Genomic DNA, 13208 nt, shown 5'->3' on the forward strand with positions numbered 1-13208 from the left:
CGCATAGCAAGCTATGTAACGGTTTTCACAACACAGAAAATGGAGAAAAAAAACAGCCAAATGACTGAAACCTTATGACTGAAACCTTATGACTGAATCATTGGATAAACCTACTGTACTGATAGTAGATGATCTGCCTGATGGTATCCAGGTACTGAACCAAATCCTGGCTGATGAATATCGGGTATTGTTTGCTACTAACGGCCAAACAGCCCTGACTATCACCCGTGAACAAAAGCCGCAAGTCATCCTGCTGGATGTGATGATGCCGGATATGGATGGGTATCAGGTCTGTCGCGAGCTGAAAGCAAACCCTGAAACCCGGAATATTCCGATTATCTTTATCACCGGTAAGGATCAAGATGAAGATGAGGAGATGGGATTTCGTATCGGTGCCGCAGATTATCTGACCAAACCGGTGCGCCCGACCACAGTCAGGGTGCGAGTCAAAAACCAGTTACAGCTACGTCGCAGTGAAGAATTAATTCTGCGTCAGGCTTTGTATGACGGACTGACAGGATTACCAAACCGTAGTCTGGCCATGGATCGACTGCGTTATGCCATACTCCAGGAACAACGCGAGTATACCAAAACCGGGCTGTTATTTATTGATCTGGACAATTTTAAAACCATTAACGATACCCTGGGTCATGATGCAGGTGATCAGGTGTTGGTTGATGCGGCAAAACGTCTGCGACAATGTATCCGTAAAGGTGATACGGTGGCACGTCTGGGGGGGGATGAATTTGTTATTATCCTGCCCAGACTGAAACAGGTCAATGATAGCATACCGGTTGCAGAACAGATTTTGAGAAGTTTCACTCAACCGATGCCAATAGCGGGGATGGATTATGTCATCAGCACCAGTATCGGCATTGCTATCAGCCCTGACGATAGTAATGATTACAAACAGTTATTGGTGAATGCCGATACCGCCATGTATCAATCCAAAAATGCCGGCAGGAACAATTATCATCTCTTTAATGAAAAAATGAATCAGCATGTGAACCGGCGCATGCAAATGGAAACACACTTACATGGTGCATTGGAACGGGGGGAGTTGCTGATCTATTATCAGCCGATTGTGGATGTGCTCAGCAACCAGGTGATTGGGGCTGAGGCGCTATTACGCTGGAACAGCCCTCAATTGGGATGGGTATCCCCCGAAGCGTTTATTGATATTGCCGAGCAAACCGGACTGATTGGGCCTATTGGTGCCTTTGTACTGGAGCAGGGTTGTCGGCAGTTTTGGAATTTGCGAAGGGCAGATGGACGGTTGCTGTCATTGGCAGTGAATGTTTCACCACAACAGTTCCGGCGTGAGGATTTGACGCAACAGGTAAAGAAAGTGTTGCAAATGACCGGAATGCAACCAGGAAACCTCAAATTGGAAGTGACGGAAGGACTATTGCTGGGGAATCAGGATTGTATTAAAGACGCACTGCAAACCTTACATGAAATGAATATCCGTCTGTCTATGGATGACTTTGGCACCGGTTACTCATCACTCAGTTATCTGCGAAATTTTGCTTTTGATCTGGTTAAGATCGACCGTTCTTTTATAAAGGAAATAACTCAGCGTCCAGATGACGAAGCCTTAGTCACGGCAGCTATCGCCATGGCTCATGGTCTTGGCCTTGAGGTCATTGCCGAAGGTGTTGAAACACAAGAGCAGATGGCGCTACTGACAAGTAAAGCCTGTGATCAGATTCAGGGGTATTTATTTGCCGAACCGATGCCGTTTGATAATTTTGTCACATGGTTGAAAGAAAAGGAGTCGCTATAGACTTATAGCATGAGCTTTAGATAGGAGTGAGAATTTTATAACTTCAGAATCTGGACTTATTTCATCCTCATTCCTACAGGGATAAGTACTACGCTAAACTTCAAAGTTGTAACAACAGGGAATGTTCATGATATCAGGCAATCTAAGACTTATTCTTCTATTTATTTTTTATTGCTTTTATTCACCATTGTTTGCAGAAAATACCCTGCCACCACTGGGTGTTTATATTTATGATCGCCCTCCTCTCTTTAATATCAAAGATACCGATAATATCAGTGGGATTATCGCAGAACCAACTGCGCAGGTTTTTGAAATGGCAAAAGTGCCTTTTCGTTGGCGTATTACCTCATCCAAAGCGGTATTAAAAAAATTAGAACAAAATACCCAGGCATTATGTGGCACCGGTTGGTTCAAAAATACTGAAAGAGAAAAATTTGCCAAATATAGTTTGCCAATCTATCAGGATGGAGCGCGCGTCATTATGATTAGAGCTAATGATGCAGCGGTTAAAAAACACACCTTTTTTACCCACTTGTTTGCAGATAACAGTCTGAAAGCAGGGTTGAAAAAAGGCTATTCTTATGGTCCTTATATCGATGATCGTATTAAAGAATTATCACCGCAAGTGGTCATGACCAATCAAGGCGGGGAGGGTATGATTCGTATGCTTTTAAAAGGACGTTTTGATTATTTTTTATTGATTCAAGAACAAGCAGAATACTTGCTGAGCCTACCTGATTATCAATCCCAAATAGAATTAAAAACATTCAAGGATATTTTCCCAGGTTGCTTTCGTTATATTCTTTGTAGTCTGAAAACAGACGATAATATTATGCACAGGATTAATCAAGCAATTACAAAACTTAAACTTGCAAGATAATAAGGAATTTATAGATGAACTCCATACGTGCCAAGTTGTTGTTCTATTATATCCCGCTTGTAGGGCTGAGTGTTTTGGTGCTGTTAATCGTATTGGAAACTCGTTTTTATTTACAGCAATATGCAAACTTGCAAGATGAGTTGAAAAATACCGCAGATGTACAACAGCATACACTACTAGATGGGTTGTGGGAGTATGATATGGAACTGGTGCGTAAACTCACCCTGGAGGCTGGCAAGCTCCCCTATATTCATGCCATACAGGTATTTGATGATACGGGCATCCTGGTTGCTCAAGCGGGTAATACAGATTCTCCCCCCGAGGATAAACAATTATCAACAATACGTTCGATTATTTATAAAAATGAACAAACCGAAGAGTATATCGGTAAACTGGTGCTTTCCGTACACAACCGCCTGGTTGTTGCCAAACTTATGGAACACATCAAAATCAATGTGCTGATCATGTTGGTTTTATTGTCAGCGCTGGTATTGGTGACTTGGTTTGTGGCTTATCGTGTTATTTTAGAACCTTTGGAGCGTTTACATAACTCGATGCAATCAATGAAGGAAAATAATCCATGGCAACCTGTCACCTGGTCTGGCAACGATGAAATTAGCGATGTTATTACTGATTATAATGAGCTGAATGAAAAGCAGTTGCTCAATGAAAAAAAACTTATCGATCAGGCTTACCTGTTAGATCTTATTTTTAAGCACTCCCTGGATAGTATGGTTTTACTCGATAAACAGTGCAATTATATCCGGGTCAGTGAAAGTTATGCAAAAGCCTGTCATCAAAATGTAGTAGATTTACTGGGACGCAAACATTTTGATATTTTTCCCACCAGCTTAAAAGAAGAAATTGAAGAAGCCAAAAAAAATAAAATATTTCAGCGTAAATCCGCCCAGCAATATCACTTTTTCACACATCCCGGAAGTGATGCAGGTTACTGGGATATTGCGCTGGTTCCGATCCTGGATAAAAATAATGAAATTAAATTATTCCTGCTCACCTTGATGGAAGTCAGCGAGCGCAAACAGGCTGAACAGGCATTGCAGGAAGCCAAAAATATGGCTGAGGAAGCCAGCGAGGTCAAATCCCGCTTTCTGGCTAACATGAGCCATGAGATCCGTACCCCGCTGAACGCAGTAACCGGCATGGCCTACCTGCTCAAACAAACACAGTTGAGTGAGCGACAAGCGGGCTACATCAATTCCATGCACAACTCCATGACTCATGTCATCCGCCTGATTGATGATCTACTGGATTTTTCCAAACTTGAAGCTAATAAACTGGCACTGAAATTGGTTTTTTTTGACCTGGATCAGGTGTTAGATAATGTAACTGAATTACTTCTACAAGAGGCCGAGCGCAAAAAACTTGAATTACTGTTTTCCATTCCACTGGAAGTGCCGCGTGCTTTAGTCGGGGATCCGACTCGCTTGGGGCAGGTGTTGATTAACCTGGCTGGTAATGCGATTAAATTCAGCGAACAAGGTGAGGTACTGATTTCTATTGCAGTGAAATGGCAGAGCGAAGATGAAGCGTGCCTGTGCTTCACTATCAAAGATCGCGGCATCGGCATGAATGAGACTCAGCAGTCGCACCTGTTCGAAGCCTTTCAGCAGGGTGATAACAGTATTACCCGGCGCTTTGGTGGTAGCGGGTTGGGTCTGGTGATCAGTCGCTATCTGGTGGAGGCGATGGGGGGTAATATTGAAGTCAAAAGTTTGCCGGGTAAGGGCAGCACTTTTCGTTTCAGTGCCTATTTTGGATTACAAGCGGAGGAGAAACATAAGCCACTTACGGTACCGACGGATTTACGCAAACTGCGCTTTCTGGTTGTGGATGATAATGATACTTCGCGCCAAGTGATGGCTACCATCCTGGACTCACTGGGCTTTGATTTTACACTGCTGAAATCCGGGGCAGAAACGGTTGCAATTCTGGAACAAACTCATAACAACCCTGATGAACAAGACTACAATGTTATCCTGCTCGACTGGATGATGCCGGAAATGAACGGCTGCGATACGGCGCGGCATATCAACCACAACCCTGCACTGCCGACTCCGCCACTGATTTTGATGGTGAGCGCCTACGAAAAGGCTAAAGTAATGGCACAGGCCAGCCGGGACGGTATTGTTGGTTATCTGCACAAGCCAGTTAGTGCCTCACAGTTGTTCGACACCCTGATGAGTTTATTTGGCAAAAATCTGCCTAAGGCGCATCGGCGCGCATTCGTCACCATATCACATAAAAATCTGCATATTGATGGTGGTGGGCGGCATATCCTGATCGCCGAGGATCACCCTACTAATCGCATTATTGCCGAAGAAATTCTCCAACAAAACGGCTTTAAGGTGACTTTGGTGGAAAATGGACAGCAGGCGGTAGAATGTATTGAAGCAAATCCGTCCACCTATGCCGCAGTACTGATGGATTTGCAAATGCCAGTGATGGATGGCTATGAGGCAGTCCGGCACATTCGCAGGCAGATAGATGCCAGTGAATTGCCAATCATCGCGATGACCGCTCACACCCTGGAAGAAGAGCAGGAGAAGTGCCGTCAGGTGGGTATGAATGCACACGTTGCCAAGCCGGTGGATGTGGATAAATTATTAATAGAATTGAGCAAGCAACTGGGTATTACAACTAAAAAAATGGTACCCGCATCCGTTCAAGTAACCGAGGATAAATACCTTCCCCAGCAGGTACCTGGTATTAATTTAGCAGATGGGCTGGTGCGCCTAAGAGGTAATCAGATACTTTACCACCGTTTACTGCGTGATTTTCCAGTGCAAAGTAAGACATTCATGCACCGTATTCACAAAGATATTGCCGCCAACACCCTGCAATCAGCTGCTAATATAGCGCACGCTCTGGCGGGCAGTGCTGGTAACCTCTCTATGATGCCACTGTATAAAGCCGCCAAGACATTACAACAAATCCTGGAAGCAGGAAAACCTAACACAGCTGCGTTGCAGCAATTGCAACAGTGTCAGTATGAAGTTGTGGATGCTATCGCAAGCCTGGATTTAGTACCCCCACAAAATCCAGAAACAATAAAACAAGAGAGCAGCGAAGATATTAGCCAATATTTCCATAAACTTACCAGCTTACTGGTTGACAATGACATGGCAGCCAGCGAAGTCTATGATAAGATTATGGCAGCAGTTACAAACACCACGCTTGTCAAAGAACTGGAAGCAGTAGGGGACAGTATCAACAAACTGAATTACCCAAAGGCATTACAGTTGCTAAAGTCTTTAAATATCAACAAGACTGAAAAAATATGAATAACTTCAAAGGAAAAATTCATGAAAAAATATACCAGAACCCAATATTATGGACTGATTGCCGGTGTTTTACTGAGCAGCAGTGTACAAGCCGATGCGGTTTCAATGGAAGATATGGGTAAAGCACTGTTACAACAGGCAATTGGTGGAGAGGCAAACACGGCGGAAACAAAAGCAACGAGTGCAGAAACAGCGCAAGCTGTTGAGAAAAGTGCTAAAGCCAGTCAACTTGGTGCAGGTTTGAGTAGTATGCAACTTTCCGGTGGCGTTAAAGATGTTTTATCCATCGGCACCGAAAAAGCCATCAAAATGCTGGGCCAGGAAGGTGGTTTTTCTAATAACCCCGCACTTAAGATTGGTATCCCTGATTCCATGAAATCAATTGAAAAAGCACTGCGCAGTGCAGGCCAGGGAAAGCGTGTTGATGATGCGATTGCAACGATGAATAAAGCGGCTGAGCAGGCTATTCCAGAAGCTGCCGAGGTTTTCAACGAAACCATTAAAGCCATGAGTGTCACTGATGCAATGGGCTTAATCAACGGCCCAGAAAATAGTTTGACTGAATATTTTCAAAAAAACAGCAGTGAAGCACTAAAACAACGTATTTTGCCAATTATCACTAAAGCTACGGCAAGTACCGGCGCAACAGCAGCCTATAAACAATTGACTGCCAAAATGGGCAATCTTGATGTCAATAAAATGGCGGGTCTGGGAGACTTGGGCGCTTTAGGGAAAGCGGTCGGTATTGAATTACCTGCCACCGTGGATTTGGATGCGTATGTTACTGATAAAGCCTTAGAGGGTTTATTCAAGACCTTGTCAGAACAGGAAGCCAATATCCGCAAGGGCGGTGCAGCAGCGCAGGCTACTGATTTACTGAAAAAAATCTTTGGCACTCAGTAAAACTGCTTTTATTTCATGCTATTTTAATGGATTTTAGACCTTCCAGGTTTTTAAAACCTGGAAGGTCTTTTTGCGCCCTACAGCGAATGCAGGATCAATGATTCTCTTTAGCATGGTTAATGGTATAACGCGGAATTTCAACCACCAGTTCGGCATCGGCAACCAGCGCCTGACATCCCAGTCGGGATTCTGCTTCCAAACCCCAGGCTTTATCCAACAAGTCTTCTTCATCCTCGGATGCTTCTTCCAGCGAACCAAAACCCTCATGTACAATGACATGACAGGTGGTGCAGGCACAGGCTTTTTCACAGGCATGTTCCAATTCTATGCCATTTTCCAGCGCGGCATCGCAAATACTGGTACCCGGTTTAACATCAATCGCCATGCCTTCCGGGCACAGTTCTTCATGAGGTAAAAAAATCAGTTGTGTCATGATGCTGCGTCCTCATTTTGAAAATCTTCTACGTGATGCCCCTGCATGGCTTTACGGATACTGCTATCCATTCTGCGTGCGGCAAACTCCTGGGTTACCTGATCAAGCTTATCAATGGCTTGTTTAATTACTTGCGGATCATCGCCGCGGGTTACGTGTAATAAGCTATCAAGATGCTGCTGGATGTTCTCAAATTCACTGCGTTTGAGTAGATGATGACCATCGGCCTTTAATGCTGCGCGCAAGGCGTTGATGACCCGGTCGGCCTCAACTTGTTGCTCGCGTAAGGTACGCGCCTGCGCATCTTGTTGCGCAGAAGTCATGGCATCGCGTAACATGCCTTCGATATCATTATCAGATAAACCATAAGAGGGTTTAACGCTGATTTCACTATGTGCACCTGTGGTTTGTTCCTGCGCGGAAACGCTGAGCAAACCATCGGCATCAACCTGATACGTCACACGAATTCTGGCCGCACCTGCGACCATAGGCGGAATATCACGTAGTTCAAAACGCGCCAGAGAACGACAATCGGTGATTAATTCACGTTCGCCTTGCAGTACATGTACTGCCATTGCGCTTTGACCATCTTTAAATGTGGTGAAATCCTGAGCCTTGGCAACGGGAATCGTGGTATTACGTGGGATGATTTTCTCCACTAATCCGCCCATGGTCTCAATGCCCAGCGAAAGTGGCACCACATCCAGTAACAGCATATCATTGTCAGGTTTATTGCCAGCCAGAATATCCGCTTGTATCGCTGCGCCAATGGCCACCACTTTATCAGGATCGATATCAACATGCGGTTCGTGTTGAAAAAATTCACCGACTCGCTCCCGCACCCGTGGCACGCGCGTTGATCCTCCCACCATTACCACTTCCTGAATATCTTCAGGGTTTAAACCCGCATCACGCAAAGCACGGCGGCAGGGTAACAGGGTTTTGGAAATCAGTGGATCGACCAGGGCATCAAATTTTTCACGGCTGAGCTGAATTTGCCAGGGTGTTTTTTGTTCATCTTCCAGTATGAGTTGGATGTCTGCCTGTTCGTGGTGACTGAGTTGTTCTTTAGCCAAACGCGCAGCACCTAAAATCTGGCGCAATAAATGTGGGCTGGCATTTTCACCAATTTCTGCCTGTTGCAGTAACCATTCAGCAATCATGCGGTCAATATCATCACCGCCCAGCGCGGAATCTCCACCGGTAGACATCACCTCAAACACGCCCTGATGCAGACGCAGAATGGAAATATCAAAAGTGCCACCGCCTAAATCATAAATGGCAAAAATACCTTCTGCCTGTTGATCCAGTCCATAAGCAACAGCGGCGGCAGTGGGTTCATTAAGCAGGCGCAGAATATTAAGTCCCGCCAGTTGCGCAGCATCTTTGGTTGCCTGCCGCTGGGCATCATCAAAATAAGCCGGTACGGTAATCACCACGCCGGTTAAATCACCCGCCAAGGAGCTTTCTGCGCGTTGCTTCAAGCTGCGTAAAATATCAGCAGAAATCTGTACCGGGCTGAGTTCGCCAGCAACCGTGCGGATACGAGGCATACCGGATTCTTCAATAAAATCGTAAGGCAACTGGCTGCCCAGTGTTTTTACATCGTCCAGGCCACGTCCCAATAAGCGTTTGGCGGAGGCAATGGTATTATGTGGATCATGATTAGCCCGATCTTGTGCCTCATGACCCACCAGCGGCATTTCATCACAAAGATAAGCCACCACGGAAGGTAGCAAATGCAGGCCATTTTCATCGGCTAAGGTCTCTGCAATACCGCTACGCACAGTGGCAACCAGGGAATTAGTGGTTCCCAGATCAATGCCTGCGGCTAAACGATGTTCATGGGGCGCGGTACTCTGTCCGGGTTCGCTAATTTGTAATAATGCCATAGTTTTTTTAACCGGAGTTCAGTGTAAGCTTCTTTCCGTGCTTAAGGCACTGAAAACCGCTTTCACTTCATACTAAGTTATTGATAATAGGTGCTAGATTTTGCTGTTTTGCACTGAAAACCGCTAAAACCTCACGTATTGAATTGAAATTAATATTTTTTAGCACCTAAGCGCCAAAAAATATTAAAGGAGCGTTTCCTCTAATTTCTCGGCTTCTTCCTGCAATTTGTAAAAAAAATGCAGTTGGTTAACACAGGTTTGTGCTTGTGCCAATTTTTCTTGTTGAAATAAAGTCGAAAACTGTTGTAAAAACTGCTGAATATGCTGGCTAACCGTATCGTTGAATCCCATTAAAACCATGCTTGGATCGGCTTGTTGGGAAATACCCTCTAGTGCTTCACGTAGTTCCATTTGAGTCATTAAAAATTCTGGTTCTAACGGTGGCGTAACTTGAGGATCGGGCTGCATACCTTTTAAATTCAGCATATATTGCGCACGTTTTAAGGGCTGCTTGAGTGTTTGAAAGGCTTCATTGATTTGCGTTGTTTTCTGCATTGCAATGCGGCGTTCCTGATCACTGGCATGAGCAAAACGATCCGGGTGAAACTGGCGTTGCAGTTCACGATAGGCTGTTCTTAATTTTGTGATATCCAGTTCAAATTGCATAGGCAATTTGAAAAGCTGAAAATAGTTTTCAGTAAGCAATGTATTATCAGACATAATCCATCAATTTTATGGGTTGCTTGGGTGTGATTGTTAGCGGATGTGCTTTTACTATTTATGAAAATTAACTGATAATTTAAAATTATGCCATCTTATAGAGTGGATACAAGCTGCTTTCTTCCCGTTTAATGCGAGAAACCAACACCTCACCAATTTCAGATAAACTCTTTTTAAAGGCTTCAGCATTTTTAGCTGAAACGGGATCGCGTTGGTAAGTATGTAAAAAGCCCATGACTGTACTGGAAATATGATCCATTTCGGTACGAATTTCATGCATATGTTGAAAAGTTTGTTCATCATTTTGCAAACTGTATTCAAGATAGACATAAAGTTCCACATGCTCTTTTAGCAAATGTGCATGTAACAGTGTTGAAAAATCACTGAGATTCTGAGCAACGCTGCCATATGCTTTAGTATCCAAACCCTCAAGCATTGCGGTATAGATATTTAATAATTCTTTGTGTTCAACAATGAGATCATCAATCAGATTTTCATGAAATTTCACCAGACCACGGGAAGATTGGCTGGATGTATTTTTTGCTTCAGTGGAAACTTCTTCTGGTTTTGACACCGTTGGTTTTTTCTTGAGCCAGTTGAACATTATGTCCTCCTTTAATAAGCCCCGTTTTTAAACAACTATAATTAAGAAAGGCAGCGGTGATCATATCTCAAGCCAATCAGTGTCTACCCATTACCTATACTGTGAAGCTTTCACCGCAACCGCATTCATCCTCTATATTCGGATTATTAAAACGAAAACCTTCATTTAAGCCTTCGCGGGTAAAATCCAGTTCCGTGCCATCAATATACAACATGCTTTTGGGGTCAACTAAAACCTGTACGCCATGAGATTCAAAAACCTGGTCTTCTTTTTCAACCACATCGGCAAATTCCAATACATAAGCCATGCCGGAACAGCCACTGGTTTTAACACCAAGACGCAGCCCAACACCCTTGCCTCGCCCTGCCAGGGATTTTTTAATATGTTTAGCGGCTGCTTCGGTTAAGGTAATCGCCATTGATAGACTCCTGAGCTAGTCTTGTTTATCTTGATAATCTTTAATCGCGGCTTTAATCGCACTTTCTGCCAGAACGCTGCAATGAATTTTAACAGGTGGCAAGGCCAGTTCTTCCGCTAAATCCGTATTTTTAATTTCTGCGGCTTCATCTAGCGTTTTACCCTGTACCCATTCGGTTAATAAAGAGCTAGAAGCAATGGCAGAGCCGCAGCCATAGGTTTTAAACTTGGCGTCTTCAATAACACCTTCGTTATTCACCTTAATTTGCAGGCGCATGACATCACCGCAGGCGGGTGCGCCAACCATACCGGTGCCGACATCACTGTTATCTTTATCCATGACACCAACATTACGAGGGTTTTCGTAATGATCCATGACTTTTTCACTGTAGGCCATGATATTTTCTCCTGCTTAATGATTTAGTAAATCAGTAGATTATTATATAGAATTAAACGCCAGCTTCCAACCTTCAAAACCTGCGAAAAAGAAGCTTTTGCGTAACATCAGCTCAATGTGCATCCCATTGTATCGTACTGATATCAATACCTTCTTTATACATATCCCACAATGGTGAGAGTTCACGCAATTTTTCAATTTTTTCCCGAATCAATGGAATCGCGTAATCAATTTCTTCTTTTGTGGTAAAACGCCCCAGCGTGAAACGAATAGAGCTATGTGCCAGCTCATCATTACGGCCTAATGCGCGTAATACATAAGAAGGTTCAAGACTGGCTGAGGTACAGGCTGATCCAGAAGAAACCGCTAACTCGCTCAGCGCCATAATCAAAGATTCACCTTCAACAAAGTTGAAGCTGATATTAAGATTGCCAGCAATGCGCTGTTCAACGGAGCCGTTAATATAAACTTCTTCCATATCCTGGAGGCCATTGAGCAATTGATCGCGTAACATGCGAATGCGTTCGTTATCACTGGCCATTTCTACTTTTGCCAGTCGGAAAGCCTCACCCATACCCACAATCTGATGTGTGGCCAAGGTGCCAGAGCGCATACCACGCTCATGTCCACCACCATGCATCTGTGCTTCCAGGCGCACCCGTGGTTTACGCCGCACATATAATGCACCGATACCTTTGGGGCCGTATACCTTGTGCGCGGAAAAGGACATTAAATCCACTTTCATGGTTTGCATGTCTATTGGCACTTTACCGGCACTTTGTGCAGCATCAACATGGAACAATACTTTGCGCGCACGGGTAATTTCACCTAATGCCGCGATATCCATAATCACGCCAATTTCATTATTGACATGCATCAGGCTGACTAAGATGGTGTCATCACGCAACGCAGATTCTAGCTGTTGCGGACTGATTAAACCATCACTGTCAGGATCCAGCCAGGTAATTTCAAAACCTTCGCGTTCTAACTGACGACAGGTATCCAGCACCGCTTTATGTTCGGTTTTGCTGGTGATGATATGCTTGCCTTTTTTCTGATAAAAGTGCGCAACACCCTTAATCGCCAGATTATCAGATTCTGTTGCACCGGAAGTCCAGACGATTTCCTTGGGATCTGCATTAATCAAATCCGCCACTTGCTGACGCGCTGTTTCGATACCTTTTTCAGCATCCCAGCCAAATTGATGAGAGCGTGAGGCGGGATTACCAAACATCCCATCAGGCGTCAAGTATTGCATCATTTTTTCTGCAACCCGGGGGTCAACCGGGGTGGTTGCGGAATAATCCAGATAAATCGGTCGCTTCATGCGGTACTCCATGTTTGATTACACAGCTGCCTGAGATTGTGTTTTAGTTTTTTTATTGGTTTTGCGTACCCGGATATTTTTACAGGTACTTGGCGCATCCTTGTCAAAATCCAGACCCTTGCTTTGTTCATAATCTGCAACCAGTTGCCCCAGATTAATGCCACTTAAAAAATCATGAATCTGATCACTTAAATTGCTCCACAACTCATGGGTCAGGCAAGCTTTGGAATTATGACAATTTTGTTTGCCTTTGCAGCGCGTTGCATCAACGGTTTCATCCACCGCAGTGACCACATCAGCCACAGCAATTTGAAATGCATCACGGGATAATTGATAGCCCCCGCCAGGCCCCCGCGCACTGTTCACCAAGCCCTGTTTACGCAGACGGGAAAACAATTGTTCCAGATAAGACAGCGAAATACCCTGACGCTGAGAAATATCAGACAAGGTGATCGGGCCTTCTTGATTGTGCAAAGCTAAATCCAGCATTGCAGTGACGGCATAACGCCCTTTTGTTGTAAGTCTCATTCAATTGTTCCCCTGTCTT

The 13208-nt window shown here is 44.3% G+C and carries 12 protein-coding genes; 4 read left to right on the forward strand and 8 right to left on the reverse strand.

Annotation, left to right across the window (positions count from 1 at the left end):
• Positions 1-88 precede the first annotated feature (88 nt).
• The 4 genes from QUF61_RS01110 to QUF61_RS01125 all read left to right on the forward strand — a co-directional run bounded on the left by QUF61_RS01110 (position 89) and on the right by QUF61_RS01125 (position 6871).
• The gene (locus QUF61_RS01110) at positions 89-1786 is read left to right on the forward strand and encodes a two-component system response regulator (protein WP_103921501.1); all 1698 of its coding nucleotides are present in this window, start codon (positions 89-91) and stop codon (positions 1784-1786) included.
• A 127-nt stretch (positions 1787-1913) separates the two neighbouring features.
• Positions 1914-2666 (forward strand): substrate-binding periplasmic protein, encoded by a 753-nt coding sequence (locus tag QUF61_RS01115; RefSeq protein WP_289680051.1) that lies wholly within the window; start codon positions 1914-1916, stop codon positions 2664-2666.
• 14 nt (positions 2667-2680) lie between these two features.
• The gene (locus QUF61_RS01120; protein WP_103921499.1) at positions 2681-5968 is read left to right on the forward strand and encodes a response regulator; all 3288 of its coding nucleotides are present in this window, start codon (positions 2681-2683) and stop codon (positions 5966-5968) included.
• A gap of 21 nt (positions 5969-5989) precedes the next feature.
• On the forward strand, positions 5990-6871 hold the full coding sequence (locus QUF61_RS01125; RefSeq protein ID WP_289680053.1) for a DUF4197 domain-containing protein: 882 nt from the start codon (positions 5990-5992) through the stop codon (positions 6869-6871).
• 94 nt (positions 6872-6965) lie between these two features.
• On the opposite strand, the gene fdx is transcribed toward QUF61_RS01125, so the two are convergent.
• The 8 genes from fdx to iscR form a co-directional block, all read right to left on the reverse strand.
• On the reverse strand, positions 6966-7304 hold the full coding sequence (fdx, locus tag QUF61_RS01130) for an ISC system 2Fe-2S type ferredoxin (RefSeq protein WP_103921497.1): 339 nt from the start codon (positions 7302-7304) through the stop codon (positions 6966-6968).
• The gene (hscA, locus tag QUF61_RS01135; protein WP_289680055.1) at positions 7301-9196 is read right to left on the reverse strand and encodes a Fe-S protein assembly chaperone HscA; all 1896 of its coding nucleotides are present in this window, start codon (positions 9194-9196) and stop codon (positions 7301-7303) included. The genes fdx and hscA overlap by 4 nt, the downstream gene beginning before the upstream one ends.
• A 183-nt stretch (positions 9197-9379) precedes the next feature.
• Entirely contained in the window at positions 9380-9916 is a 537-nt protein-coding gene (gene hscB / locus QUF61_RS01140; RefSeq protein WP_103921495.1) for a Fe-S protein assembly co-chaperone HscB, read from the reverse strand.
• Positions 9917-10001: 85 nt separating this feature from the next.
• On the reverse strand, positions 10002-10520 hold the full coding sequence (locus QUF61_RS01145; protein WP_103921494.1) for a hemerythrin domain-containing protein: 519 nt from the start codon (positions 10518-10520) through the stop codon (positions 10002-10004).
• 94 nt (positions 10521-10614) lie between these two features.
• A complete protein-coding gene (gene iscA / locus QUF61_RS01150; RefSeq protein ID WP_103921493.1) occupies positions 10615-10938 on the reverse strand; it encodes an iron-sulfur cluster assembly protein IscA in 324 nt (107 codons plus the stop codon).
• Between the two features lie 15 nt (positions 10939-10953).
• Entirely contained in the window at positions 10954-11334 is a 381-nt protein-coding gene (iscU, locus tag QUF61_RS01155; protein WP_103921492.1) for a Fe-S cluster assembly scaffold IscU, read from the reverse strand.
• A 112-nt stretch (positions 11335-11446) separates the two neighbouring features.
• A complete protein-coding gene (locus QUF61_RS01160) occupies positions 11447-12661 on the reverse strand; it encodes an IscS subfamily cysteine desulfurase (RefSeq protein WP_103921491.1) in 1215 nt (404 codons plus the stop codon).
• Between the two features lie 18 nt (positions 12662-12679).
• Positions 12680-13189: a Fe-S cluster assembly transcriptional regulator IscR gene (gene iscR, locus QUF61_RS01165; protein ID WP_103921490.1), complete on the reverse strand. Its 510-nt coding sequence runs from the start codon at positions 13187-13189 to the stop codon at positions 12680-12682.
• Positions 13190-13208 lie beyond the last annotated feature (19 nt).

It is taken from the genome of Candidatus Venteria ishoeyi (assembly GCF_030378065.1).
In the GTDB taxonomy this organism is placed as follows: Bacteria; Pseudomonadota; Gammaproteobacteria; order Beggiatoales; family Beggiatoaceae; genus Venteria; species Venteria ishoeyi.

Excerpts from the sequence above, each read along its gene's own strand:
- iscU (WP_103921492.1), bottom strand. The coding sequence starts at position 11,334 with ATGGCCTACAGTGAAAAAGTCATGGATCATTACGAAAACCCTCGTAAT.
- QUF61_RS01120 (WP_103921499.1), top strand. The coding sequence starts at position 2,681 with ATGAACTCCATACGTGCCAAGTTGTTGTTCTATTATATCCCGCTTGTA.
- iscR (WP_103921490.1), bottom strand. The coding sequence starts at position 13,189 with ATGAGACTTACAACAAAAGGGCGTTATGCCGTCACTGCAATGCTGGAT.
- hscA (WP_289680055.1), bottom strand. The coding sequence starts at position 9,196 with ATGGCATTATTACAAATTAGCGAACCCGGACAGAGTACCGCGCCCCAT.
- QUF61_RS01160 (WP_103921491.1), bottom strand. The coding sequence starts at position 12,661 with ATGAAGCGACCGATTTATCTGGATTATTCCGCAACCACCCCGGTTGAC.
- hscB (WP_103921495.1), bottom strand. The coding sequence starts at position 9,916 with ATGTCTGATAATACATTGCTTACTGAAAACTATTTTCAGCTTTTCAAA.
- fdx (WP_103921497.1), bottom strand. The coding sequence starts at position 7,304 with ATGACACAACTGATTTTTTTACCTCATGAAGAACTGTGCCCGGAAGGC.
- QUF61_RS01115 (WP_289680051.1), top strand. The coding sequence starts at position 1,914 with ATGATATCAGGCAATCTAAGACTTATTCTTCTATTTATTTTTTATTGC.
- QUF61_RS01125 (WP_289680053.1), top strand. The coding sequence starts at position 5,990 with ATGAAAAAATATACCAGAACCCAATATTATGGACTGATTGCCGGTGTT.
- iscA (WP_103921493.1), bottom strand. The coding sequence starts at position 10,938 with ATGGCGATTACCTTAACCGAAGCAGCCGCTAAACATATTAAAAAATCC.
- QUF61_RS01145 (WP_103921494.1), bottom strand. The coding sequence starts at position 10,520 with ATGTTCAACTGGCTCAAGAAAAAACCAACGGTGTCAAAACCAGAAGAA.
- QUF61_RS01110 (WP_103921501.1), top strand. The coding sequence starts at position 89 with ATGACTGAATCATTGGATAAACCTACTGTACTGATAGTAGATGATCTG.